Origin of the sequence: Allorhizobium borbori, from assembly GCF_014196535.1 — a bacterium.
GTDB lineage: Bacteria > Pseudomonadota > Alphaproteobacteria > Rhizobiales > Rhizobiaceae > Ectorhizobium > Ectorhizobium borbori.
Window position 1 is genome coordinate 146,558 of the sequence record NZ_JACIDU010000007.1, and the last position, 24,571, is coordinate 171,128.

Consider the following 24,571-nt stretch of genomic DNA (forward strand, 5'->3'; position numbering starts at 1 on the left):
GGCATTCTCAGACTGTTTCGAAGGGAACCTCTATATCCCTTTTGTGCGTCAACCAGCCCGGCAGAGGCAAGCCCTTGGCGTGAAGAAATTCCGGATTGAACAGTTTCGACTGGTAACGGTTACCATAATCGCAAAGGATGGTGACGATGGTTTTGCCCGGACCGAGATCCTTTGCCAGGCGAATGGCGCCGGCAATGTTGATGCCCGACGAGCCGCCCAGCACAAGACCCTCCTTCTCCACCAGATCGAAAATGATCGGCAGCGCCTCCGAGTCGGGAATCTGATAAGAGAAATCGGGCGTGAAGCCTTCGAGGTTGGCGGTTATGCGTCCCTGGCCGATACCTTCGGTGATGGAAGAACCGGAGGATGCGAGCTCGCCCTTTGTGTAGTACTCGAAGAGGGCAGCGCCTTCCGGATCGGCGAGCGCCACCTTCACATCCTTGCTGAAGCCCTTGAGGCCGATGCCGGTGCCGGTCAGCGTGCCGCCCGAGCCAACGGCGGCAACGAAGCCATCAACCTTGCCATCGAGATCACGCCAGATTTCCGGTGCGGTCGTCTCGATATGGGCCTGCCGGTTAGCAACGTTATCGAACTGGTTGGCCCATATCGCGCCATTCGGTTCCGTCTTGGCGAGTTCGGCGGCAAGGCGTCCGGACAGACGTACATAATTGTTCGGGTTCTTGTAGGGAGCGGCGGGAACCTCGACGAGTTCGGCACCAAGCAGCTTCAGCGCATCCTTCTTTTCCTGCGCCTGCGTTTCCGGAATCACGATGACGGTGCGATAGCCGAGCGCCGCCCCCACCAGCGCAAGGCCGATGCCGGTATTGCCCGCGGTACCCTCGACGATGACGCCGCCCGGCTTCAGCAGGCCACGCTTTTCCGCATCGCGGATGATGTAGAGCGCGGCACGGTCCTTGACCGACTGGCCAGGGTTCAGAAACTCCGCCTTGCCATAGATGTTGCAGCCGGTGAGCGCCGAGGCGCCGTTGAGGCGGATCAGCGGCGTGTTGCCGATGGCGCTCAGTACCGATTGATGCACCGTCATGGGGAAAGCCTTTCCTGCTGAAGACGAGGGATTGTAGGCCATTTATTCCGCCCGCAAGTTCAATCGAACAAGGAATCATATTCTTTGCATGTTGAATTTGATGCAAAAATATTCTGAAGCGGCGTTGCGACGGTCCCTAGCCCGTGGCTTCATAGGCGCTTAGCGCCTGCTGGCGCGCTGCACCGTGATCGACCAACGGCTTGGGATAGGTTTCGCCAAGCCGGATGCCGGCCCGCAGCAACGCGGGCAGCGGTGCCTCGAAGGGGCGGTGGATATATTTCGCATCCAGTTCCGCGAGTTCCGGCACGAAGCGACGGACATAGTCGCCCTGCGGATCGAATTTCTCGCCCTGCAGTACCGGATTAAAGATGCGAAACCACGGCGAGGCGTCGGCGCCGGATCCGGCCACCCATTGCCAGCTTGCGGCATTGGAGGCGGGGTCGGCATCCACCAGCGTATCGCGGAACCAGCGTTCGCCCTGCCGCCAGTCGATCAACAGATCCTTCACGAGGAAGGAGGCGACGATCATGCGCACGCGGTTGTGCATGATGCCGTGGCGCCAGAGCTGGCGCATTCCGGCATCGACGATGGGGTAGCCGGTCAGTCCCTTTGTCCAGGCCTTGAAGAGGCCGGCGTCGAAGCGCCATTCGAACGCATCGAAGCGTGGATTCCAGTTGCGGGTGGCGAGATCGGGAAAATGGAAGAGCAGGTAATAGGAGAACTCCCGCCATACCAATTCCTTGCGGAAGCGGATGAGGTTGTCGTGGCCCGTGGTTTCACCAAGGCCCTTGGTGGCGTGCCAGATACGGGCTGGCGAGATTTCTCCCATGGCCAGATGCGGTGACAGAAGGGACGTCGCGTCGTCCGCAGGGAAATCGCGGCGGGTATCATAGCGGCCAAGCTTATCTTCCAGGAAGCTGCGCAGCCGGCGCTGCGCCTCCGTTTCGCCGGGAGTGAAAATCTCCGGGAAGGTGGCTGCCCAGTTCGGCTCTTGTGGCAGGAGTTTCCATTCCGCCAGATATTCTGACGCTGGCCATGCAGCGGGTGCAGCGAGGCGGGAAGGGGCATCCACGGGCGAGGGCGGGTCGCCAGCACCATCGAAGGCCCGCCAGAACGGTGTGTAGACGCGAAACGGTGTTCCGCCGCCCGTCATGAGCTTTGATGGTTCATGCAGGAGTTGGCCGGCGAAGCTTTGCACAACAATGCCCCGGGCGCGCAGTTCCTGCTTCAAGGGTGAATCGATGGCGATGCCTTGGGGATCGTAGCGCCGGTTCCAGTAAACGGTTTGCGCACCGGTTTCGGTCATCAGGCGCTCCAGCGTGGACAGCGCCTCGCCGCTGGCGAGAACGAGCCGGCTGCCAAGCTGCTCCAGGCTTTTGCTGAACGATTCGAGCGAATGATGCAGCCACCAGGCTTGCGCTTCGCCCAGTGGGCCCGTGCCGGCGCTTTCGGGTTCACGGATGTAGACGGGAATGACCGCTGCGCCGGAGGCGGCAGCGGCGGCAAGGGCCGCATTGTCATCAAGGCGCAAATCCTTGCGCAGCCAGACAATGACAGGATGGGAAGGGGACGTCACGCGGGAAACTCCGAGGGCTTCTGGTTTGCTGACGTTCATAACGAAAACAGCCGCCTTGTGGATCACAAGGCGGCTGTTTTAAAATGGCTCCCCGGGTCGGATTCGAACCGACGACCTATCGATTAACAGTCGAGTGCTCTACCGCTGAGCTACCAGGGAATGCCGGCTGGCCTTGTGGGCCGCGGCGTTGGGTGGCCTTCTACAAATGCTTCTGCGATTTGCCAAGCACTTTCTTCAAAAAAAGTGCGGTTCTTGTTTTATTTTTCTCACGTTCCCATCTCCTGTGGACAAAGAAGCCAGGGCAACAGGAAGCAAACGTGCCGGAAAACAAGGCGAAGCGCCGATATCGCGTCAATCATCAGACGGGTCGTCTGGAGTTGGGGAAAATTCATGTGCCGGTGCCGCGCAACCGTATGGCGCGCATGGTTCTGGGTGGCGGACTGGTCGCGGGCGGTGTTCTCGGTTTTCTTCCCGTTGTCGGATTCTGGATGCTGCCGCTTGGCATCATCGTGCTCTCCCATGATTTGCCCGCAGTGCGGCGGGCCAGACGGCGCATGGTTGTGTGGTGGAGCCGCAAACGCGGTGGCAAGGGCTGATTGCGTTTCGATTCGCTGCGAATGTCGCACCACGCCGACGGGACGGCTGTTTCAAAGCGGCACAAGCCTATTCCTGGGGATCGTCATCCGCTGCTGGAAATCCGAACGGGAAAAAAGGACGATAATCGAAACAAGCCCTCTTGCATCCTTGGTGGTTTCGGTCTAATTCCCCGCCACCACAGCGAAATTCGCAAACGAGGGGCCTCGTGGCGGAGTGGTGACGCAGAGGACTGCAAATCCTTGCACCCGAGTTCGATTCTCGGCGAGGCCTCCAATCTCTTTCTAGAGTAAAATCAATCAGTTAAGTGCCTTTTGGATTTCGTCCCGATTGATTTCATGTCGCATCTTGTTGCGCCTGATTTCCCTTGATTTTCAATGATTCCGCTACACACTCGGCCACTCCACGCAACATGGATTGCAACATGCTTCTGCGTCTGTCAGGTTGCGCGGGGTTAGAATTTCTCAGGGGCGCCACGGTTTGATTCACCTGCGAAGAGATTGCCACCCGGTGTTTTAGGCTGGACCGGCGTTTCACAAGTATCTGGTCAGTATGTGGCAGAGCATGGAGATGAAATGAGCGCCCCGGCGTTGATCAAGCAAGCTGACCTGAAACGAATCGCAGCTGTGGCGAGAAGTGAGAACGTCACCATCACTATCGAAATCGGCGGCGGGAAATTCACGGTTTCCCCCATCATCCAAGATATCCACACATCAAAAGCGGTTGACGCGGATATCACTTACGGCGGCAATTCTCTAGCGTCATGGAGAAATCGCCGTGCAGATAAATCTCGTGGGAATCCATAAGGTCAGAGAGCCCCCCTCGGGGGGTAACAGCAATTTGTGGGCGAGTGTGTAATCGCCTAGGTGCGGTTCGGCGCGATTACGCATGGTGCAAAACTGCACCATGAGGGTTTCAGTCGGTTATCGATGGATGCCTAGTGGACTTTCGTAGTTTGGTTCCTACAAATGGCCTTCGCCCTTCCAAGCAATATACGCCTTCTCTTTAGCCAATTTGTCCGAGGCTAGGTGTTCCGGCAACAAGCGAATCTTTACGCCACCGATCTCAAGCTCAGCGACGAATCCGGCCTTAGCAGCGCCCTTGCAGATGGCGGTGATTTGAGCCGCCGTGATCGGCAGTGAGCGCGACATGACATCTCCTTGCGAGTGAACTCTTCCCATTGACGAAGATTAATATAGCGCTCTTTTAGGCCCCTCAAGAACTTGTGTATCGTGTTGATCGTACCTCGCTCTGCGGGCGCGACACGCTTTTGCTCAAGAATGACCTAAACCAAGCGTACGGATTTCGTCCGGTTGGTTAAAGTGCTGTCAGCAGTGACGACGTTGAAGCGCCGTCGTTGCTGGCAGCATTGTTGCGCACGCTTAGGCGGGTGCATGCCGAGCTTGAGGTGCCCATTGCGTATAGGCGGAAGAAGTGGAGGCCGAAGGTTTGAAGATCTTGCTGTATGCGAAGGCAGAAGCGAAGGGCAGTAATGGGTAACTTTATCACCTACCCAAACCGCTGGTACTGACGTACAATAGATGACCACACATGAAAGCCGTCACCTTTGCAGAGGTGACGGCTTTAAATGAGTGATCAGCGGCTTGGCTGAGTTCCTCGTAGCAACATGAGAATACCCGTTCTCAAAGAAGAACTCTAGTCGAGCTAGTCACCACCTCAACCAATTGAGAAGGCTAGCAATAATGTCATTTGACGACATTCCAAACACCACCCATAATCAACTGTCATTTGATTTAGAGATCGTTGTCGAAGCTGAAATTGACGGCGTTGGTATGGGGGTTCTCGGAGATGGAACCCCATTCTTAACGATTCGTGGTTTGGCGAGGATGTGCGGCGTTGACCACACGACACTCGTCAAGCTTACAAACGACTGGGGTCAATCCCCCACAAAAGGGCGCGAGCAAAAGATACGCGATTTGATCAAGGCTCAAGGCTTTGATGACACCGTTTTCTTTCATGCCGTTAAGAAAAGCGGCACTATCCATCATGCTATTCCTGCGCATGTTTGCATGGCAACGCTTGAATACTACGCGTTTGAGGCGGTATCCGAAAACTCCCACGCGATCAAAAGCTATCGCACTCTTGCTAAGAAGGGCTTCACCGATTTCGTATATGCGCAAGTCGGCTACAACCCTGATGGGAAAGTCAGCCTTGCTTGGCAGCAGTTTCATGACCGCGTGAGCCTTGTTGCGAATGCGGTTCCGACTGGCTTTTTCAGCGTATACCAAGAAATTGCCGGGATGATTGTGCCGATGATCAATGCTGGGGTTGATGTTGGCCCCCACATCGTACCTGACATCAGCGTGGGGCAGAGATGGGCAAAGCATTGGAAAACAGAAAACCTTGAGGTTCTATACGGCGAGCGCAAGCAGTACATGCACGAGTACCCGGTTTATTTTCCGCAGGCTTTGTCAAACCCGCAGACTCCTTACTGCTACCCAGATGAGGCGCTTGGAGAGTTCCGCAAATGGTTCCGCAAGACGTATCTTGAAGTGCACCTGCCTGACTATATGAATAGCCAGGCCAAGCTTGGCAAGGTCAAGCCGGCCATTGCTACGAAGGCTATTGAGGCTTTCAAACCTAAAAAAATTGCCAGCAAGAAGTGAATTGATTTAGCCCGCTCAGGCGGGCATTTTCATGCGCTGGTGTAGGGGATGTTGGCAATGCGGTATGGTCACCCACACCCAATTTCCCGTCCCTGGCGCCCTCACCTGGCTCTATCGGGGCATCGGCTTCTCCGTTCCGTTTAACGAAAAAGGCCCCCGGTGAAGGGAGCCTTGGAAGGTTTTGAATTTTGTTTCCGTGTTCAGTGCTGGCGGTCAGACCAGCGACTTGATGACAGCCAGCAGAAGCCCATCGTCAAAATCGGCAGCTTCGGTTTGGAACACGTCATGCAGATGCGTTGCTTTGGCCGCTGCTTCCGCCAGCGTTGCAGGCTTGGCCTTGATCAGTTCGCGCATGAGGCGGTTCTGCTCGTCGTTCAGCTTCTTGCACGTGGCGAAAGCTGCCGTGATGCCGCAAGCATCCTCAGCGTCCTTCTGTCGGGCCTTGGCGGCGCGAAGCTCTGCCAGCATGGCATCACGATGTTTTTCCTTCTGCCGGCGAACCTCATCATTCAGAGCGTGTTCAATATGGTACGCGGCGTGTCGAAGAATGTCTTCCTCGCTGTAGCCGTAGATCGGCTTCCGAATGTCATTGCCTTCGCTGTCGCGCCCCAGCAGGAGATTGCCCATGTGGATCTTCGGAGTACCGATCTTTTCTTCAAGCTCCATTTGCAGGTCGGAAAGGTCATTCCACGCAGCGTTTGTCGCATCGAATGCGCGCTGGTGCTGGGCGATCAGGTCGGGAACGGATGATGCAGTGGGGGAAGCCACCACGGCCGCCGGCATCGATGCAATAGCGGAGGCGCAGAGGAAGGCGCGACGTGTCGTGTTCATTGGGCATTCTCCCGGATCTCATCAACGACACAGCGAGCCTGTTCGAGGCGGGCGTTAATCTGCTCTGCCAGAACCTGCAAAGCGCAGGTGTTCGAGGAACTTCCCAAGCCAGCCGCGGCGAGAAATACCGCCTGGGTAAAGCTCCTGGCCTCGCCGAGGATGTCTTCGAGGTTGACCAGCTTCGTGCTCAGGGCTGGCAACTGCACCGATGCGGTGCTATCTATCTGCCTGTTCATTTTCATATCCTTTGCGGGGTTGATGGAACCACGGTCCGGAGAGGTTGCCGCCTCTGCCGGGCCATTTTGGTTTCTGGGTGTCATGATGCCGACCCTGTGAAAAAGGCTATCAGCTTGCTACGCTCGATTACCCAACGGCCCCCGACCTTGCGGGCCGGAAGTGCTCCTGTGGTCAACAGGTGAAACGTTACGCGGGCAGAGCGCCCGATCACCTTTGCAATTTCCTCTGCCCCCCATATCAGGTCAATTTGGGTATCTGGCGTTTCTGTGTTGTTCGGCATGCCGATGTCTCCGATGGGGGTGTGCACGGTTTTGAGTGAAAGTGGTCCACTGCCCATGGAGATCTATTCCGGGGCGGCGGTGGTCATGCTGTCAAAGTTGGACGCTTGTGCCCGACGGGCGAAATTGCCATGGGAAGCCGGGGAAGCTCGACCCGGCGATTACTCGCGCTGCACGAGGCGCATTCGGAACTGACCCTTGCGCTCCGCCAGGTACTGTTCGGTAAGCAGTGCCAGCCCGTTTTTCATGGCCGTTCTGGCTTTGCCGATGTCGAACACTCGATGCATCTTCCCGCCGATGTTGACCCGACTGCCGTACTCCGGGGAGCAGCCCAGCGCGGCAAGGCGGTTGCCAAGCCACACGGTGCCGCCGCGAATGCCGGGATACTTGAACTCCGTCCACAGATCGTGGGCGGTGCAAGTGTTCGGGGACTGCACGCGGTTTTCCAGATCGGCAATCCGCTGGTTGGCGGTATCGAGGCTTTTCCGGGTCTCGACAAGCTCGTCACGCAGCGGGGCAATCTCCTCGCGGAAGGCGACGGCGCTGTTGCGCTTGATCATGCCGCCAATAACCCGGCGCGTGGCTTCGTCCAAGTTGGACACGCCGGCTTCTGGCATCGAGTAGGAGCCGGTCTTGCGGATCGAGGGGATAACCTCGCCAGTTACCCACCGGCGGAACCGGTGCTGGACCGTACCGGGCGTGATCGCCTTTCGGGAGCGCAAGACGACTGTCCAAAGGCCACCCTCTGACACGACAAGCTGCTCCTGAGCGCCGCCAAGGGTGTATGAATTACATATACCCTTTTCATCCGCATCCAGCGGCTTGAGCGCCTGAGAGACGTTTTTGATTTCAAGGCAGTCGCACGCGTCGGCGGCAAAGAACCAAATCTTTCCGTCGCGCTGCTGGACGCGCAGACCGTGTCCCTCAAAGCGGAACGTCTGGATTTCGGAGTTTTGCTTCTCGCTCATTCTCCACCCCCAAGCCCGGCCATGGTGCAAAGCTCTGCGACCTTAAAGCCGGCTTCGGTCAAGCGCACGTTTTTGTATATCCGCTTTTCCTGCCCTTCAGTAATCTCCATGAGGCCGCGCTTGATAAGCGATTCCGTGCCATAGTTGCCCGTATTGAGTTTGCCCCCGTTGGCTGCCGCCATCAGAGAGGAAACCATGCGGCGTGACAGGTCGATACGGAAAGCGGAGCCGGTGACGTAGCTGGCGAATACGCTGCTCATGACCGCGCCTCCAGCAACAGCGAGCGAACGCATTCCTCGAGAAGGCGGCCTTCGCCTTTGCCTTGATCAAGCTCGTCGGCATAGCGATCTTGCGTCAGCGCTGAAAAGATTGGCTCCTGAAAAGCGGCGGTGCCGGCGAACAGATAGGCCAGCTTTACCTGAACATCGTCAGTGGTCTTGCACGGCAACTTCGCGAATGCGCGCAAGGTTTCGATCTCTGCCTCGTTGTTGGCCTTGATCAAGGTCTTATCGTCGGTAACGGAGGAACCGTCCTCTCCATACAGAGCATCGTCTGCAGCGTAGGCGGATTGGTGGGCGGCAACCGCCTCCTGAATTGAAAGATGCGCGTTCATGTTCGCTCCATCGGGTTTGTGGAGCTTTAATGCATCATTAAAATGTGCAGGTCAACTAAAATATGTGCATAAATGCATTAGATACGGCCTGACCAACGGCGACGATCTAGTAGTTGGGCCCGGAGCTTGAAATCGGTCGGGTTTCTCAGCGTCCATTCCACAACGCCGATAACCTTTGTGTCTTTGGCGTCAGGTTCATACGGAATGACCTCAGGGTACTTTTCCATGTTGTCAAAGCGAAGATATGGAGAGGCTCCTTCGGGCTCGATCAATCGACGGAGGGTAATCTCCATCAGGCCGCCGCCATCTCTCCACCGCTCAACGACGAGTAGGTCGCTGTGTGCTGGCGGTGTACGAGCGGCTTTAGTTCGTAGGCACAACGCATACTCCCCTCGCTCCACGCTTGGTGACGATGAATCGTCGTCGATCAGCAAGCCGAATGCGTCCGTCGCATTCACTTTCGGAAGAGTGACCCATAAGGGCGGGTGCTTTTCGAGCTTAAGCAGCTCAGGCACCTTCCACACTCCTGCCGCCGCATGCCCAATAACAATTGTCACGTGGCCTTCTGATCGAGCGGGATCGAAAGGTTTCGCCGGCCCCCAGCTTTCGTCGGTGATATCGTCGCGCTCGAATGGCGCCATCGACATTTCCGCGAAGTCCTTTGCTTCAAAAAAGGGGTTAAAGTTGATCCCGGAGAATTTCATTATCTTCCCAAGGGTGGACGTGGACAGGGTGAACTTATGCCCTGGGTCATTCAATGCTCGGGTCAATGTAGTCGACGATAAGCCTGCTCCTCGTGCAAGGGCCGATGGGGAAAGCTTCAGCTCATCCAGCACGTAGCGGACGTACGTCTTCGCGGCTGCGTCGTAGAAATCGTTTTCGCTCATAATACCCCAATATCACAGATGTGCAGAAAAGCACGGTGCATAAAAGCTTGATTGATGTGCATTAATGCACTATGAATGACTGGCTATGACAATTCACACTCAGATCTCCGACATCGAGAGGCGCTTACGGCTTGCCCGTATTCCCCTCCAATCCCTTTTTCGGGCCGCAGGCATTAACGGTTCGACTTGGACCCGCTGGCGCGCTGCCAAAACCAGCCCTCGCTTGACGACTTGGACAGATGTCCAGCGGGCGGCAGAAGACCTAATTCTCGAAAAGGCCGGCCAGGTCGGCAAGAAGGGGGACGCATGATGCCACTTCGCACCATCGCCCCCCGAAACATCCAAGCAACCGAAGACGTGATCCGCGCAGCTCAATGGCTGGCGGAGCGCAGGGGCGAAGCGTTCGGCGCCGCAGTCTCTACCGTGAAGGCCCGCTTCGGCATTTCCGCCGTCGAAGCTGCAGATGCCATTGAGCTCGCCCTTCAAATGCGGACCGTTCGGAGGGCTTTCGGATGAAAATCAGCCAAAAATCTAAGCGTGACGGTTCTGCGCAGATCACAATGGGCCGGCTCATCCTCAAGGAGCGTCCGGCGCGCTTTTCCGGCCAACCAACGAACTGGCGGTTTTCTATTGAATTCCTGCGTCTTCGGGAGCTTGAGCAGCTTATCCGCCATCGCCATCAGCGCGGCATTCCAGACCCCGCAGGAACCGACGATTTCGATAGCTGCTTCGCCTATCTCTTCGTGGCAGCCGCCACCCCGCGTTCTCAACCCGTCGCTAGCTGGTGCCAAACATGGGCGCCATGGGTCAGTGGTGCTGACCTGGCCGACCTCGCTCATCGCAACAAGCGCCGGAGGCATATGTTGTCGGCTGATGCGGCGGCGAAAATCCTGCACGTCACTATGAAGGAGCGCGATGATCTGGGCCTCAAGACAATTGGCGCGTGCGATGTTTCCGCCGAGGATCGAAAGTCCCTTGCGAAGGAGACGAAGCGCGAGCGAGACAAGCGTCGGCAGGCTGCCAAGCGCCGAGCCGAAGGGGCTGAAAATCGCAACTCCTATACGGCGGAATCCATCAACCGTCTCAAGCCATGGGAAGCTGAAGGTATCTCCCGCCGGACGTGGTATCGACGCCGTGGCACAGGTCCGTCGCCAATAGAAGTATATACTACTCGCGACGGACTTGTGCCAAACCTCAAAAAGGGCACTCCCGCTCCCCAGCAGAAACAGGATCAAGGGCGCGAAGCGTCGTTGATCGAGGGTCTGGGGGATCATCCCCCAGTGGGGCTCCAAGGGGCGTTGCCCCATGGGAAGTGCGACGTTCAGAACGGGAGGGCCGCATGACGAGCCTCGTCATCCCGTTCCCCATCGAACGACAGGCCGCCCTCATCGACGAAACCGTGCGTGTTCTCCGCCGCAAGGAAGGCATCGCTGCTGATCGCTTCTGGCGGCTCACCTGCCGGCGCCTGCTGGCTCGCCTTCAGGTCCAGGGTTTCAGCGAGCAAGTCGCAGAAGCGGAAATCCGGGCCTTTGTGTGCGCGGTCACGGATGGCCTTGAGCAGTGCGAACGTCGCTCCATCGCCAACGACAATCCCAACGGTGCCGCATGACCTCTTTCGTCGACATAGCGCCCGGCCAGTGGGTGCTGGCATTTCACCAGCCGTATGGCCCTTATGACCGAACTCTTGCCGAGATCATTGCCGGCTACGCTTCCCACCACTGGATGGATAATCGCGACAAGGCGGAAATCTTCTTCGTGATGCAGATCCAGAAGGTCATGCCGAGCACGTACCAGGTCTTCGGTTCGTCGCGCTTCATCAGGGAAGACGAGCGGCTTCCTCGGTCACACGTCATCGCTGGATGCAAATCGGAAGCGGCGGCAATCGCCCTTCGCGACATGATATTCGACACCGGCTTCGAGGCTGGCGAGCGCATCGAGGCGGAAATGCACCGTCGGATCAAGAAGTTCGCAGACCGGGAGCGGGCGAGGGCGCTCAAGAAAATTCACCGCACTTTGCCGCATATATTCGGAGGGAAGGCATGACCTATTCGTTCCCTCCCTCACTTCACCCGCTACGTGACTGCCTGCGTACCTTCGGCGCCGACGTGAGCGCGTTCAAGACTGATCGACAGGCCGCGTTCATGGCTCAGCAGTTGCTCGGCACCCGCGTGAAATTCCCCGCCAAAGGAAAGGACATGACGGAAACCATGCTCCGCATTCAGGAGTCCGCAAGGGTGTCGATCCAGCTTTCGACGCCCCAAAAGGAAGTGGTGTTCAAACAGGGTGTAAATCACCCTGAAGCACCTATGCAGAAAGGGTTTTTGGGTGGTGCCCAAAAACACGGAAAGAAGGGACGCCAGACGAAACATCATGCGTTCGACCATCAGGCGGTAACATCTGGCGTGCACATTTTCTGCGACGGTGCCGCAGTTCCCAATCCTGGCGTCGGTGGTTGGGGGTATGCCGTCTACCAGGATGGGCGCGAAACCTTTGCAGGTTGGGGCGGCGACCCGCAGGCGACCAACAACCAGATGGAATTAACTGCGCTTCTCAACGCCATCGATCGCGCGCGGGCACTATCGGAAAATCCGACTGTGATCATCTGGTGTGACAGCCAATATTGCGTCCGTGGCGTAAATGAGTGGATGGCCGGATGGAAGGCCAACGGCTGGCAGCGCGGCGGGCCGAATGCCGATCCCAAGAACCGAATCCTGCTGAATGCCGAGCTTTGGCAGGCCATTGATGCCGCTCTCAATGTCGCGAGCGGCCCGAAGATTGTCATTCGTTGGGTGAAGGGACACCACGGCATTGCTGGCAATGAGCGGGCCGACGAGTTGGCTGAGCGAGGCCGGCAGGGGGTAACAGACCTTGATGGTCGTAACGACCTCGCAGATCCCAATGACCTCGACGTCAGATACCGCCAGATCATGGAGGCGTCGAATTGAGCGCGTCCAACTTTGACATCGAAAAATTCCGCAAGGTGCATGCCCTGATGAAGGACGGTGCGACCGAGGGCGAGCGTGCGGCGGCGAAAAACAGATGCGAAGCGATAGCTGCAAAGGCAGGCCTGACGCTCAAGCAGGCAGTGTCCAAGTTGGGTAGGGCGAAGCCGAAGAATGAAGGCGGATGGAGCGGGCATTCAGCCAGAGAATGGGCGGATCGTTACGAGCGCGAGCAGCGGGAAAAAGAAGCATCTGAGCGTCGTCGTCAGGAAGAACTGCACCGTCAGGCACGCGAACGGGAAGAGGAGAGGGAGCGAGAGCGTCAAGCCAAGTTCGCCGCCAGGAGGGCCGAGATCATGGCCGAGTTTGGGAGCGTGAAAGCGTTTTTAGACCGGAATCCTCGTGAGGAGGCTATCCTGAAAGCCGCTGACCAGTTCATTACCGAATGGAGTGAACCGTATGAAGATGCCTGCGGGACATGGCGCCGCAGCGTGGCTGAGTTCGCTGGCGTGTCCGACCATTTTTCCATCCTGCAAAAGGTTGATCCTGCCGCAATCGAAGCCATCAAAACGGCTTATCTGTTCCCGATCACCATGCGTGACATGTTCGAAGAGCTTCGAAGCTGGGACAAGCTGGAGAGGGAACGAGCGCATTTCTACTGTCATAACGAATATTACTTCGACCTGCCCGTAGAGCTTCGGATCGATCTTTTGCGGGAAGAAATAAGGACCAGGCCTGTGACGTGCTGGGAGGACATGGAAATCCGCCTCCACTACAAGTCCTATGCTTGGCAACAGCAATGGATCGAGCCGCAGGATTTCGATGATCCAGAATGGGCGCGGATGTGCGCCGACGTCCAGATTTTGCGGCAAATGTACAAGGAAGCCTGCACCCACCAAAATGGGGGTGAAGATACTGCAAGCGCCACGCCGGGCGGTGCCCAAGTTGGACGCCGCAGGAATGCCGACATCCGCAAATCCGTTCTGTCCATGTTGGACGCCCATCCTGAATTGTCGGATCGGGAGATTGGCCGGCGTGTCGGTGTCAGTCCGCAGACGGTTTCGAACTGGCGCGCTCGCATGAAGCGGGAGGCCGCGTGACCGAACCCCGCAAACGACCGCGCGCCCCGAACGGCGTGAACCTGCACCGCTTCCTCGACGAGTTCGGCGTGAAGGTCAGGCCCCCGCGCGAGAGCCGCACGCCCCGGCCGGCGAACGTCGTTTATGGCGGCAGAACCATCGTGCGCCTGATGAAGCAGGACGTGGAACGGTGCCGGACCGTCATTATGTCGATCAAGGCGAGCAACCCGGCGGCCTTCGATAATCGGATCATCTGGTCCGTCTTCCGCTTCATTGGCGCGCATTGGAGCGAGGAACCCCGCCAGCGCGTCGTTGCGAGGTTCGCCCGCATAGATCTGGCGGAAATCAACGAACGCGCTCAGCGGCTCGCTACGGGCCGAAACGGACAAATGGGGAAGGTGGCAGAAAAGATTGCCACGCTCCTGGCTGATAGACTTCTGGACGAGGACGACGCTGCATGAAGCTTACCGAACGCCAAGGCGTGATCATGGAGCGCCTCATTGAGGCGATGGAGACCGATATTGCCTTGCCTGTCAGGCTTGGCCCGAAGGCGTTCGGCTCATCGATGCCGGAATACATTCACACGGCCGAAGAAGTCAGAGAGCTACGGCAGGAGGACCAGAGGAAGACAGGCGGCTTCCGCAACCGCGAGAACGAGGCGGCCGAGCGTCGGCGCACCGAGCGAAAGGCACGATGCAGCCGGGAGCGCGTCTCTCAGATGGAGCAGGCGTTTTCGTGGGTGCTGACCCATGTCCAGAACGAGGATCATCGCAAAGCACTGCTGGCCTATGCCGAGGTCAAAGCCCGTCGCTGGCAGTGGGAACGGTATGTGAGCAACCGAAACAAGCGAAATCCGCAAAAAAGAGCGTGGGTTAGGCAAAATACCTACCGGTGGATTTTGAAGGCGCTTCAAGCGATTGACGCGCAGATGCCCAACTTTGACGCGCTGTTGCTCGATCAGGCCACTTTACCGATGAGACAAATCGAGCCAGAAAACACGGGCAAATCAATAAGATCGGATTTGCGTTCGTGGATGTCACCCGATGGAAAGCCGTCCTATCGCAGAACGATGTAGAGCCGGGCTCCACAGTAGATTTTAGGGAAAGCTGCGAAGCCGTCGACCACTGCCCAGTGTAGTGCGCTTCGGATGAGAGCCCCGCCGGCATGTAGGCTGGCGAAACAGCGGCAACGAACCTTCAGGGAGTGCGCGTCTCCGATAGCGCCCTGTCGTAGATTCTCGGGACGTGCTGGCAGAGTGGAAGTGCCGTTTACGGTGAAGATGCCTAGATGCCAGAGGCACGCGAAACCGATCAGTACCCAGCCCGCATAGGGCAGAGGAATCTCGGGCCGGACAAATTCGAGGCGAAGGCCTCAACGAGGCGGCTACGGGCATGCTGATGATAAGGCGTGCTGAGACTGGGCCTCGGGCGAACCTCAAAAGGCTTTATCACCCCGGCGAGGTTCGCCTGATATTTGGAAGACAACGAAATCGCGGATGTAGCTCAGTGGGAGAGCAGCGGGTTTCCACCCCGTGTGCGCGGGTTCAATCCCCGCTATCCGCTCCATGATCAGGGAGAGGTGACATTGATCCGCCCATATTACGATATGGCTCCCCGAGCAATGTTTCACGGCAAGGTAGCGTCAGGTCTCTGATGATGGCCGCAAGCCAAAGGGGACGGTGGTCTGAATACCGCTGGCAGGTTGGACGGCTTCGGCGGTGGGCTTCGTCAGCTTCTCGATGACTGCACTCACCTCAAGCGGCAGGAAGCCCATTTTCAGCGGACTATCGGCGGCGAGTATGATCAATCCCCATTGAGCCGCGGCCAGATGGACCGGGCGAATGGTAGCTTTACCGGCCTCAAGGTCTTCGTAGGTGCGCAATGGTACACCCATGGCGGTCGCGAATTGTGACTGCGTGAGGTTCGCGCCAGTGCGCCAGTACCGTAGAATGTTTTCGCCTGTGATTGTCGTTGTCATTGTCGGCCCCTTTGGTATTTGCTACATTGGGAACCGGAAGGAAGTGCAAGTTCCTCCCGGCCCCCAGTTTAGCGGCTAATGGAGAGTGTCAGTCTCCACTTGCCGAACCGGACTTGGAAGCTGAGCTTGATGCTCATGGTTGGCTCCTTCGTCCACCCGAAACTTGATTGCTTCGGTGATTTCTTTATGCCACGGTTTCCGTGGTGTTGCAAGATAAAACCACGGAAACCGTGGTGAAAATTCAAAGCCGTCTGGTTCGTCCGGGCGGCTTTTGTCGTTTCTGGGGTTTCGCCATGTCTGTTCGCAAGTTTCGCCAGTGGCTGAAGGAAGTCGGCAAGCGCCTTCTCAACGGGAAGGGCGGTGCTGTTCCCCAGCCGGCATAAGTCTCACGTCATGCGCAACCTTTGACTGCCGCCCCCGGCCGGTGGGCTAGATCGTGATCGAGGTGGAAGACACCCTGCGGGCGCGTGACGTTTGCCATAGGCACTCGGAACCGCAGCAATCACAGCAAGCCGGGATAAATCACAAAGGAGCCCACAATGGTGGACCGTAGCAGTTTCGACCTCATCGCCCCGGCTGGGTATGCGTGGAGCGTCACCCCGTCCGATACCGACGACTTTTCGGAAAGCCGCGCCATCTACGTTGGAACCGGCGGCGATGTAGTGCTTCATGCCTACAGCCCCGTGACCAACAACAAGGCCAGCGTGACCATCGCCAATGTGCCGGATGGAACGCTTCTGCCGATCCGCACCACCCGTGTTCTTGCGACGGGAACGACTGCAACCAACATCGTGGCGCTGGCTTAACTCGCCGGCTGTCCACCAACCCGAAAGGGAGTGGGCGAAATGACAGACAGTCCTATTGTAGGCAGAAATATGGGAAACATGGGCAAGGGCCGCCCAAAAGGTTCCCGCAACAGAACCACAGCAATTCTCAAGGATGCAATCCTCAAGGCCGCTGAGAATGCTGGCAAAGGGGATATGGTCGCATACCTGACGCAACAGGCAATCAATAACCCTGGCCCGTTCATGTCGCTTCTCGGCAAGGTTCTTCCGATGCAGATAGCAGGCGACCCGAATGCACCGCTGAACGTCATCACCCGCATCGAGCTAGTCGCGCCAAGTGGCAACAGCGAAACTTGAGCTGCCGCCCAAGCTGATCCCTGTGTTTTCGGGTGAGGCTGACGTAAGGGGTGCATATGGCGGGCGAGGATCTGCTAAGACGCGGTCCTTCGCCAAGATGACAGCCGTCAGGGCGTACATGTGGGACATGGCAGGGCGCGAAGGGCAAATCCTTTGCTGCCGCCAGTTCATGAACTCCTTGGCCGATTCCTCGCTTGAGGAAATCAAGGCTGCGATCCGATCGGAGCCATGGCTTCTTGAGCGGTTCGAGATAGGCGAAAAGTTCATCCGCACAAAGAGCGGTCGCGTTTACTACGCGTTTGCTGGCCTCGATCGGAACATCGACAGTATCAAGTCCAAGGCGCGCATCCTGCTTTGCTGGGTGGATGAGGCAGAGCCGGTCACGGATGAAGCGTGGTCGAAGCTCATCCCGACGCTGCGCGAGGAAGACAGCGAGCTTTGGGCGACGTGGAACCCGGAGCGAAAGACAAGCGCCACGCACAAGCGTTTCCGCGAAAGCACAGGCGACCGCATGAAGATCGTGGAACTGAACTGGCGCGATAACCCGTGGTTCCCTGACATTCTGAACCGCACCCGGCTACGCGACAAAGAACAGCGGCCAGACAGCTATGACCACATATGGGAAGGTGGCTTCGTGACCGTTGTCGAAGGCGCCTATTTCGCAAGCGCGTTGACCCAGGCAAAGTCGGAAGGGCGCATCGGTCGCGTTGCTGCTGATCCGCTCATGACCATCCGCCTGTTCGTTGACATTGGCGGTACCGGGGCGAAGGCTGACAACTTCGTCATTTGGGCAGCGCAGTTCATTGGCCGTGAGATACGCGTCCTTGACCACTACGAGGCTCAAGGACAGCCAGCAGCCGCCCATCTGAACTGGTGCCGGTCGCGTGGCTATACGCCGGAGAAGGCGCAATTCTGGCTGCCGCATGACGGAAGCACGCAGGACAAGGTTTTTGACGTCTCCTATGAGAGCGCACTTCGATCCGCTGGATATTCGGTCACGGTGATCCCCAACCAAGGGAAAGGCGCTGCTGCTGCCCGCATCGAGGAGGCACGGCGGCTGTTCCCGGCGATGTGGTTCAACGAGGCAACGACGGAAGCAGGGCGCGATGCGCTCGGCTGGTACCACGAGAGGCGCGATCCTGATCGGGGAATCGGTCTTGGCCCGGAACACGATTGGGCGTCGCACAGCGCCGATGCGTTCGGCCTGATGTGCGTTGCCTATCAAGAGCCGACGACGGCCAAGAGGCCTGACCCGCGCAATTTCGCACAGCATGGATGGATGAGTTAATGGCGCAACGAACATCGTCTGACCTGCTGGCGAAAGGCCGCAAGGCTTTCCAGCGCTGCAACGACTACGAGAAGGAAAACCGACAGACTGCGCTTGACGACGTGAAGTTCTCGCGCCTGTCGCAGCAGTGGCCGTCCGATATCGTCAAGCAGCGTGAGCTTGAAAAGCGCCCGGTCCTGACGATCAACAAGCTCAAGGCGTTCATCCGTCAGGTGGTCAACGACAGCCGGCAGAACAAGCCTCAGATCAAGGTGCACCCGGTCGACAGCCAAGCCGACCCGAAGACGGCAGACGTGATCAATGGCCTGATCCGCAACATCGAGTACTCTTCGAACGCGGACGTTGCCTATGACACAGGCATCGAGCAGTCGGTATCCGGCGGCTTCGGTTATTGGCGGATCGGCATGGACTACGCCTACGAAGACACGTTCGACATGGATATCTGCATCCAGCGGGTTTCCAACCAGTTTTCGGTTTATGGCGACCCGGACAGCACGTCGGCTGACTCCTCCGATTGGGATGTGGCCTTTGTTGTCGATCGCATGTCGAAGACGGAGTTCAAGGCGAAGTACAAGGGCAAGAAGAACCACGACGGAAAGCCGATCACCACGGAGTTCAACGAAGCAGCGCCGGTCGATTTCGACAGCGACAGTTGGGCGGCTCTGAACAATACCTGGGTGAACGACGACGGCGTGATGATTGCCGAATGGTGGTCGCGCGAGGAAGAGGAAGAGGAGATCGTCAAGCTCTCTAATGGTCACGTCTATTGCGCCGAAGAGCTTTTCGAGGACGAAGCCGCCGAAGCCGAAGACGAAGCAGCCGAGAAGTACGAGGACGCCGGCACGGATGACGCCATGCAGGCGATCCGCATCGGGTTGCGGTCCGGTATGCTCCAGATCGTTGACCGCCGCATGCGCACCGTAAAGAAGGTGAAGCAGGTCATCATGACGGGCGTCGATGTGCTTGAGGTCAACGAATGGCCGGGTCGCTACATCCCGATTGTGCCGGTCTACGGCGACGAGATCATTCTCGAGGGCAAGCGCTATTTCCGCAGCCTGATCCACGACGCCAAAGACGCGCAGCGCATGTACAATTATTGGCAGTCCACGGCGACCGAACTCGTTGCGCTTGCGCCGCGCGTGCCATGGATTGGCCGAAAGGGCACGTTTGACAGTGATGCAAGCCGCTGGGCGACCGCCAACAGCCAGAGCCATGCATACCTTGAGTATGACACAGAGGTGCCAATCCGGCAGGCGCTGGACAGCGGGCCGGCGGCGGGCGCTTTGCAGCAGGCACTAACGACCTCGGACGCTATGAAGGAAATCATGGGCATCTATGATGCTTCCCTTGGTGCACGGTCGAATGAGACAAGCGGCAAGGCCATCATGGCGCGCCAGCGGGAAGGGGATGTGTCCACCTTCCATTTCATCGACAACCTTGCCCGCGCCATCCGCCACACGGGACGCATCCTGATTGACCTCATCCCTAAGGTCTACACGGGTGAGCGCATTGTTCGCGTGATCGGTGAGGACAAGACTGAGAAGAACGTACCGGTCAATCAGGAGTACCCGGCACAGGATGAGGACGGTAACCCGCAGGTTGATGAAATGGGCAACGCTGTCATGGCGCTGCACGATCTAACCGTCGGCAAGTACGACCTGACCGTGACCACCGGTCCGAGCTTCACGACACGGCGCGAGGAAGCCGCTTCGCAGATGACGGAACTTGTCCGTGCATTCCCGCAGGCGGCGCCGGTCGTTGCTGATATCATGGCCCGTAATTTTGATTGGCCCGGTGCTGACGAGATCGCCAAGCGGTTCGAGGCCATGAACCCGGCCAAGCAGAACCAGATCCCGCCGCAGGTCCAGCAGCAGTTGGAAGAACTGACGCAGGCCGTTCAGAAGCTGACCGGCGAGAATGAAAACCTGAAACAAGGCCATGAGGTGAAGATGATGGACGCGGAAACGCGCCGCTTCACCGCCGAGAACAACGCGAAAATCAAGCAGGCAGACACGGGCATCAAGCTCATGGACCTGTCTTCGCGTCCGTAACCCAAAAATCACCAACCCTTAGAGGAGTGAACCTTCCATGGATGAAGGAACGCAGACGCTTGCCCCCGAACAGGAATCCCCTGCAATCGAGGCGCCAGCCGTTGATGAGCCTGTCGAACTCGGAAATGAGCCAGAAGCCACAGAGGCAACCGACCAGACCGAAGAGACTGCACCGGAAGGAAGTGAAGCCGCCGAAGAGGCGGAAGAGGAACCGCAAACCGATCCTGAGCCTGAACTGGCCGAGATCGAGTTGAACGGCAAGAAGTACCAGATCCACCCCGACCTGCGGGATGGGTTCCTCATGCAGTCCGACTACACCCGCAAGACGCAGGAAGTCGCCGCCATGCGCAAGGAGGCTGAGAACTTCAAGGCTGAGGCAGAGAAGATTTACAGCACCTCCAATGAGGAGATCGAGGCACGCGCGGCGCTTCACGGCGTCGATGCGCAGCTTAACCAGTTCCAGAACTTCGACTGGAACCGGTTCGAGCAGGAAGACCCGCTTGGCGCTCAGTCTGCCTGGCGGAACTACCAGATGCTCAAGGAACAGCGTGGTCAGATCGCTCAATATCTCGACACAGCGCAGACCCAGCGATTTGCGAAAGCGGAGCAAGACATTGCCAACCGCCTGCAAGAAACGCGGAGATTTGCGGAACAGAACATTCCCGGATGGAACCCGGAAATAGACGCGAAAGTCGTCAAGTTCGCTGAGGGAATCGGGTTCGCCCGCGATCAACTCGCAGCCGCCATGACGCCGCAGGTCTACCAGATGCTCCACCTAGCATGGGTGGGCAGTCAGGTTTCCAACCTCCAAAAAGCGCCGCCGAAGCCGGCCCCCACTCAAGTCAAGCCGACGAAGACCGTTTCCGCCAAGGCATCGCCAGCGGTCACACGGAACCCGGAAGACATGAGCATGTCGGAATACGTGGCTTACCGCAAATCACAGGGCCAGAAGCTCAAGTAGCTGCCCTTTCCAGAAGGTAAGACAACATGTCGAACGCTGTGAAAACAGTAAGCATGATCGCCAAAGAGGCGATTATGATCCTCGAAAACGAACTCGTCGCCGCCAAGCTCGTGCACCGTGGTTACGACGAGGAATATGGCCGCAACCCGAACGGCTACAAGATCGGCTCCACGATCACCATCCGCAAGCCGACAGATTTTACGGTTCGCGATGGCGCGACGGCATCGAACCAGGACGTGACCGAAGGCTCGACCAGTATCGTGGTCAACAAGCAGAAGGGCATCGACTTCCAGTTCACGTCGCAGGAACTGGCGCTCGAAATGAACCAGCTTTCCGAGCGCGTCATCAAGCCTGCCATGATCCAGCTTGCGAACCAGATCGACCGCGACATTCTCGGCCTCTATTCGTCCGTTCCGTCGTGGGTCGGTACGCCGGGGCAGGTCGTCAACTCGTTTGCCGACTTCGGCGTCGGCCCGCAGCGCCTTGACGAGTTCGCCGTTCCGCAGGAAAGCCGTGCTGGCCTCCTGTCACCGGCTGACCAGTGGGGCATGCTGGGCTCGCAGACCGCCCTTTATATCCAGGAAGCGGCCAAGGGTGCCTATCGTGACGGTTCGCTGGGCATGATCGGCGGCGTCGACACCTACATGAGCCAGAACGTGCCGCTGCACACCGTTGGTGTCGCAACAGGTACTCCGAAGGTCAACGGCGCCAGCCAGAACGTGACCTATGCCTCCGTCAAGGACAGCAACACGCAGACGCTGAATACCGATGGCTGGACGAACTCCACCACCGGCATTCTCAAGGCTGGCGACGTGTTCACCATTGCCGGTGTCTATGCCGTCAACCCGGTCACGAAGCAGACGCTTCCGTTCCTGCGCCAGTTCACTGTCACGGCAGACGCTGATTCCGGCGCATCGACCGGCCCGGCTGCCCTGACGATCACGCCGGCCATCATCACGTCCGGTGCGTTCCAGACGTGTTCTGCTGCTCCGGCAGACAACGCCGACATCACGGTCGTTGGTACCGGTGGCACGTCCTACCGGCAGAACATGATCTTCCACAAGAACGCGTTCGCTCTCGTGACCGTTCCGATGGAAGCGCCGCAGGGTGCCGTCAACGTCTCGCGCCAGTCCTACAAGGGCATCAATGTCCGCCTCGTCCCGTACTACGACGGCACGAACGACATTTCGAAGTGGCGTCTCGACGTCCTCTATGGCGTCAAGGCCATTGATCCGCGTCTTGCGACCCGCATCAGCGGCACGGCCTAACTGGTTGGGGGCTTCGGCCCCCTTCCTCACCAGAGAGGATTGGCGATGGCGATCAGCAATTACAGCGAGCTTAAGACGCGCGTAACCGACTTCATGGACCGCAACGACATTGACGGTTCTGTCGAGGATTTCATCACGCTTGCAGAGGCCAAGCTGAACCGCGAGATCGAATCCATCGCGACGACTGTCATCCTGAACGGGACGGCAGACGTGAACTACATCAGCATTGCCGATCTGAACATCATCGAGCCGGTATCCCTCTACGTGGATGGCATCATTCATGAGTTCTCGGTGACGCCGAAGCCGCAAGGCTCTTTCCCGTACTACGACATTTCCGGCACTCCGCAGCAGTGGTGCATCGAGCATACGTCTGGAGGCGATGAGATCATTCGCTTCGACCGCGCTCTCGACCTGCCTTACACGTTCCGTTTCACGTACCAGAGCCGCTTTGCGCTGACGGATGCGGCCCCGACGAATGAGTTCCTGACCCACTACCCGGACGTTTATCTCGCCGCTGCGATTGTCTGGGGGTGCCTGTATACCAAAGACCTGACCGCCGGCTCCATGTGGAAAGCCGTGCTGGAGGAGGGGCTGGCATCGGCAAAATCCACCTATGCGCAGAACAAGCGCGGGAACCTGACTGTTGACCCGATGCTGACGCGCCGCACGCGCTACAGCTACAATCTGGATACAGCCGTATGAGAGTGCCGTTTGGTCCGTTTGAACCGGACAAGTCCCAATTCAACGGAAGCTCGAGCGCGAACATCGTCAACGCCCGCCCCGTCGCAAACGGATGGGGACCGATGCCCGATCTTGCCGCCATTTCCGATAGCTTGGGGGCTGAATGTCTCGGTGCGGTCTTTGTCCGAACATCGACAGGCACGTTCAGAACGGTTGCCGCAACGGCTACGGCGATTTTCGAGCTTAACAACACCGATTATTCGTGGACCGATATCAGCGGGCCGAGCGCGCCTTACTCTGCATCAGAAAGATGGAGTTTCACGCGCTTCGGCGATATGCTGCTGATCCACAATATCAGCGATCCGATCCAGAAATACGATATCAACGCTGGCGGCGCGGTTTCCGATCTTGGCGGATCGCCGCCGCAGGCGAAATACTCGTGCGTAGTTGGTGACTTCGTGGTTCTCGGCAACCTTTCCGGCGCAGAAACAACAGTCCACTGGTCTGGCTACAATGATTGCGAACACTGGACAGTTGGCGACAAGGGGTCTGACACCCAGGAAATACCGGAAGGCGGAGAAATCTTCTCTATCTTCGGTGACCGTGGCGGATTCTACGTGATCCAGCGGGCCGGGATGCAATACTTCTCATTTGCTCTCGACAGCCCGTACATTTTCACGCGCACCGTCATCAACCCCAATCAGGGCGCGGTTTCTCCTCGATCCGTGGTCAATATCGGCAATGGCCGGTTCTATTACCTGTCGGAAGACGGTTTTTTCGCCGGCGCTGACCGCACGCCCATTGGCGCCGAGCGCGTCGATAAGTGGATTTTGAGCGTCATAGACCCCGCTTACCTCGATGATGTTTCAGGGGCTGCCGACCCATACGAGAAAATCGTATGGTGGGTCTACCAGACCGCTACCGGCCTCCGGAACATGATCGGTTACGACTGGCAACTGGACCGTTGGTGCATGTCAGACAAGGCCGTATCAGACGTTTTCCCGCTGGTGACGATTGGGATGACATGGGATGCCCTTGATGATCTCTATGCATCGATTGATGGGGTCGATCTGCCGTTCGATTCTCGTCTGTTCATGGGCGGCAGGCCGACTCTTGCGGCGTTCGACACTGACAACAAGCTTGCGTTCTTCACGGGCGCAAACCTTGAGGCAACGTTCGACACATCGTTCTTCCAGCCTGACGATGCGGTCAGGGCGTCCGTGACAAGCGCACGGCTCACAACGGACGCGTCGGCGGCAACCGTGACGGTTATCTCCAAGAGCTACCACGGCGATGCCGATCGGTATTCACGGGAGGGGGCCATGACCTCCAGCGGGATAATACCGCTCCGGGCTGACGGGCGACTTCACAAAATCAGGGCGACGATACCGGCGCAGTCGGCGTGGACGATCATGTCTGACGTTGACGTGTCTGTTGTCGCCAGCGGTGGCCGATGACAAGCGTTGCGAACCTATCTGGTGTCTACCAGCCACTCGTCGGCGTAACGCTGTCTGGAACCACACAGA

General features: G+C 58.0%; 30 protein-coding genes and 3 tRNA genes. 22 read left to right on the forward strand and 11 right to left on the reverse strand.

The genetic code is table 11. The annotated features are described in order from the left end of the window. Window positions 1-7: 7 nt before the first annotated feature. The 3 genes from GGQ66_RS10380 to GGQ66_RS10390 form a co-directional block, all read right to left on the reverse strand. Window positions 8-1,045, reverse strand: a complete 1,038-nt coding sequence (locus tag GGQ66_RS10380) for a cysteine synthase A (protein ID WP_183792169.1) — start codon at window positions 1,043-1,045, stop codon at window positions 8-10. A 136-nt stretch (window positions 1,046-1,181) separates the two neighbouring features. Next, window positions 1,182-2,660, reverse strand: coding sequence for a cryptochrome/photolyase family protein (locus GGQ66_RS10385; RefSeq protein ID WP_183792171.1), 1,479 nt, complete (start codon window positions 2,658-2,660; stop codon window positions 1,182-1,184). Window positions 2,661-2,705: 45 nt separating this feature from the next. Next, a tRNA-Asn gene (locus GGQ66_RS10390) sits at window positions 2,706-2,780 on the reverse strand. Window positions 2,781-2,938: 158 nt separating this feature from the next. On the opposite strand from GGQ66_RS10390, the gene GGQ66_RS10395 reads away from it, so the two are divergent. The 3 genes from GGQ66_RS10395 (at window position 2,939) to GGQ66_RS10405 (ending at window position 4,021) form a co-directional block, all read left to right on the forward strand. Further along, on the forward strand, window positions 2,939-3,217 hold the full coding sequence (locus GGQ66_RS10395) for a hypothetical protein (RefSeq protein ID WP_183792367.1): 279 nt from the start codon (window positions 2,939-2,941) through the stop codon (window positions 3,215-3,217). Window positions 3,218-3,417: 200 nt separating this feature from the next. After that, a tRNA-Cys gene (locus GGQ66_RS10400) sits at window positions 3,418-3,491 on the forward strand. Between the two features lie 299 nt (window positions 3,492-3,790). Beyond that, entirely contained in the window at window positions 3,791-4,021 is a 231-nt protein-coding gene (locus GGQ66_RS10405) for a hypothetical protein (protein WP_183792173.1), read from the forward strand. Window positions 4,022-4,177: 156 nt separating this feature from the next. Here the strand turns inward: GGQ66_RS10405 and GGQ66_RS10410 are convergent, their stop codons facing one another. Continuing rightward, a complete protein-coding gene (locus GGQ66_RS10410; RefSeq protein WP_183792175.1) occupies window positions 4,178-4,366 on the reverse strand; it encodes a hypothetical protein in 189 nt (62 codons plus the stop codon). Window positions 4,367-4,918: 552 nt separating this feature from the next. On the opposite strand from GGQ66_RS10410, the gene GGQ66_RS10415 reads away from it, so the two are divergent. After that, window positions 4,919-5,842 carry a BstA C-terminal domain-containing protein gene (locus tag GGQ66_RS10415; protein ID WP_183792176.1) on the forward strand — a complete coding sequence of 308 codons (924 nt, stop codon included), beginning with the start codon at window positions 4,919-4,921 and terminating at the stop codon, window positions 5,840-5,842. 213 nt (window positions 5,843-6,055) lie between these two features. Here GGQ66_RS10415 and GGQ66_RS10420 read toward each other — a convergent pair whose 3' ends face one another. The 6 genes from GGQ66_RS10420 to GGQ66_RS10445 form a co-directional block, all read right to left on the reverse strand. Further along, entirely contained in the window at window positions 6,056-6,625 is a 570-nt protein-coding gene (locus tag GGQ66_RS10420) for a hypothetical protein (RefSeq protein WP_183792178.1), read from the reverse strand. Between the two features lie 44 nt (window positions 6,626-6,669). Then, window positions 6,670-6,909, reverse strand: a complete 240-nt coding sequence (locus GGQ66_RS10425) for a C1orf50 family protein (RefSeq protein WP_183792180.1) — start codon at window positions 6,907-6,909, stop codon at window positions 6,670-6,672. 440 nt (window positions 6,910-7,349) lie between these two features. Further along, entirely contained in the window at window positions 7,350-8,156 is an 807-nt protein-coding gene (locus GGQ66_RS10430; RefSeq protein WP_183792182.1) for a BRO-N domain-containing protein, read from the reverse strand. After that, complete coding sequence (locus tag GGQ66_RS10435) at window positions 8,153-8,416, reverse strand: hypothetical protein (RefSeq protein ID WP_183792184.1); 264 nt, start codon at window positions 8,414-8,416, stop codon at window positions 8,153-8,155. The genes GGQ66_RS10430 and GGQ66_RS10435 overlap by 4 nt, the downstream gene beginning before the upstream one ends. Next, complete coding sequence (locus GGQ66_RS10440) at window positions 8,413-8,769, reverse strand: hypothetical protein (RefSeq protein ID WP_183792186.1); 357 nt, start codon at window positions 8,767-8,769, stop codon at window positions 8,413-8,415. Before GGQ66_RS10440 ends, GGQ66_RS10435 begins: the two co-directional genes overlap by 4 nt. A 77-nt stretch (window positions 8,770-8,846) precedes the next feature. Further along, a complete protein-coding gene (locus GGQ66_RS10445; protein ID WP_183792188.1) occupies window positions 8,847-9,656 on the reverse strand; it encodes a helix-turn-helix domain-containing protein in 810 nt (269 codons plus the stop codon). A 306-nt stretch (window positions 9,657-9,962) separates the two neighbouring features. Here GGQ66_RS10445 and GGQ66_RS10450 point away from each other — a divergent pair, with 306 nt between their 5' ends. The 9 genes from GGQ66_RS10450 to GGQ66_RS10490 all read left to right on the forward strand — a co-directional run bounded on the left by GGQ66_RS10450 (window position 9,963) and on the right by GGQ66_RS10490 (window position 15,242). Further along, window positions 9,963-10,172: a hypothetical protein gene (locus GGQ66_RS10450; protein ID WP_183792190.1), complete on the forward strand. Its 210-nt coding sequence runs from the start codon at window positions 9,963-9,965 to the stop codon at window positions 10,170-10,172. After that, window positions 10,169-10,999, forward strand: coding sequence for a hypothetical protein (locus GGQ66_RS10455; protein WP_183792192.1), 831 nt, complete (start codon window positions 10,169-10,171; stop codon window positions 10,997-10,999). Before GGQ66_RS10450 ends, GGQ66_RS10455 begins: the two co-directional genes overlap by 4 nt. Continuing rightward, on the forward strand, window positions 10,996-11,265 hold the full coding sequence (locus GGQ66_RS10460; protein ID WP_183792194.1) for a DUF6074 family protein: 270 nt from the start codon (window positions 10,996-10,998) through the stop codon (window positions 11,263-11,265). The genes GGQ66_RS10455 and GGQ66_RS10460 overlap by 4 nt, the downstream gene beginning before the upstream one ends. After that, entirely contained in the window at window positions 11,262-11,699 is a 438-nt protein-coding gene (locus tag GGQ66_RS10465) for a hypothetical protein (protein ID WP_183792196.1), read from the forward strand. The genes GGQ66_RS10460 and GGQ66_RS10465 overlap by 4 nt, the downstream gene beginning before the upstream one ends. Further along, window positions 11,696-12,601 carry a ribonuclease H family protein gene (locus GGQ66_RS10470; protein WP_237358871.1) on the forward strand — a complete coding sequence of 302 codons (906 nt, stop codon included), beginning with the start codon at window positions 11,696-11,698 and terminating at the stop codon, window positions 12,599-12,601. The genes GGQ66_RS10465 and GGQ66_RS10470 overlap by 4 nt, the downstream gene beginning before the upstream one ends. Beyond that, complete coding sequence (locus tag GGQ66_RS10475) at window positions 12,598-13,698, forward strand: winged helix-turn-helix domain-containing protein (RefSeq protein WP_237358872.1); 1,101 nt, start codon at window positions 12,598-12,600, stop codon at window positions 13,696-13,698. The genes GGQ66_RS10470 and GGQ66_RS10475 overlap by 4 nt, the downstream gene beginning before the upstream one ends. Next, window positions 13,695-14,138 (forward strand): hypothetical protein, encoded by a 444-nt coding sequence (locus GGQ66_RS10480; RefSeq protein ID WP_183792198.1) that lies wholly within the window; start codon window positions 13,695-13,697, stop codon window positions 14,136-14,138. The genes GGQ66_RS10475 and GGQ66_RS10480 overlap by 4 nt, the downstream gene beginning before the upstream one ends. Beyond that, on the forward strand, window positions 14,135-14,752 hold the full coding sequence (locus GGQ66_RS10485) for a hypothetical protein (protein WP_183792200.1): 618 nt from the start codon (window positions 14,135-14,137) through the stop codon (window positions 14,750-14,752). Before GGQ66_RS10480 ends, GGQ66_RS10485 begins: the two co-directional genes overlap by 4 nt. 416 nt (window positions 14,753-15,168) lie before the next feature. Beyond that, a tRNA-Gly gene (locus tag GGQ66_RS10490) sits at window positions 15,169-15,242 on the forward strand. A 76-nt stretch (window positions 15,243-15,318) separates the two neighbouring features. Here GGQ66_RS10490 and GGQ66_RS10495 read toward each other — a convergent pair. Next, entirely contained in the window at window positions 15,319-15,654 is a 336-nt protein-coding gene (locus tag GGQ66_RS10495) for a helix-turn-helix domain-containing protein (protein ID WP_183792202.1), read from the reverse strand. 233 nt (window positions 15,655-15,887) lie between these two features. Between GGQ66_RS10495 and GGQ66_RS10500 the strand changes: the two genes are divergently transcribed. From GGQ66_RS10500 to GGQ66_RS10540, 9 genes are all read left to right on the forward strand, one after another. Further along, on the forward strand, window positions 15,888-16,037 hold the full coding sequence (locus tag GGQ66_RS10500) for a hypothetical protein (RefSeq protein ID WP_183792204.1): 150 nt from the start codon (window positions 15,888-15,890) through the stop codon (window positions 16,035-16,037). 156 nt (window positions 16,038-16,193) lie between these two features. Next, the gene (locus GGQ66_RS10505; protein WP_183792206.1) at window positions 16,194-16,460 is read left to right on the forward strand and encodes a spike base protein, RCAP_Rcc01079 family; all 267 of its coding nucleotides are present in this window, start codon (window positions 16,194-16,196) and stop codon (window positions 16,458-16,460) included. 39 nt (window positions 16,461-16,499) lie between these two features. Then, the gene (locus GGQ66_RS10510; RefSeq protein ID WP_183792208.1) at window positions 16,500-16,796 is read left to right on the forward strand and encodes a hypothetical protein; all 297 of its coding nucleotides are present in this window, start codon (window positions 16,500-16,502) and stop codon (window positions 16,794-16,796) included. Beyond that, on the forward strand, window positions 16,777-18,084 hold the full coding sequence (locus GGQ66_RS10515; protein ID WP_183792210.1) for a PBSX family phage terminase large subunit: 1,308 nt from the start codon (window positions 16,777-16,779) through the stop codon (window positions 18,082-18,084). The genes GGQ66_RS10510 and GGQ66_RS10515 overlap by 20 nt, the downstream gene beginning before the upstream one ends. Then, window positions 18,084-20,135 (forward strand): portal protein, encoded by a 2,052-nt coding sequence (locus tag GGQ66_RS10520; RefSeq protein WP_183792212.1) that lies wholly within the window; start codon window positions 18,084-18,086, stop codon window positions 20,133-20,135. Before GGQ66_RS10515 ends, GGQ66_RS10520 begins: the two co-directional genes overlap by 1 nt. 37 nt (window positions 20,136-20,172) lie before the next feature. After that, a complete protein-coding gene (locus GGQ66_RS10525; protein WP_183792214.1) occupies window positions 20,173-21,096 on the forward strand; it encodes a hypothetical protein in 924 nt (307 codons plus the stop codon). Window positions 21,097-21,122: 26 nt separating this feature from the next. Further along, a complete protein-coding gene (locus GGQ66_RS10530) occupies window positions 21,123-22,364 on the forward strand; it encodes a P22 phage major capsid protein family protein (protein WP_183792216.1) in 1,242 nt (413 codons plus the stop codon). Between the two features lie 45 nt (window positions 22,365-22,409). Further along, the gene (locus GGQ66_RS10535; RefSeq protein WP_183792218.1) at window positions 22,410-23,066 is read left to right on the forward strand and encodes a phage adaptor protein; all 657 of its coding nucleotides are present in this window, start codon (window positions 22,410-22,412) and stop codon (window positions 23,064-23,066) included. 101 nt (window positions 23,067-23,167) lie between these two features. Further along, entirely contained in the window at window positions 23,168-24,502 is a 1,335-nt protein-coding gene (locus GGQ66_RS10540) for a hypothetical protein (RefSeq protein ID WP_237358873.1), read from the forward strand. Window positions 24,503-24,571 lie beyond the last annotated feature (69 nt).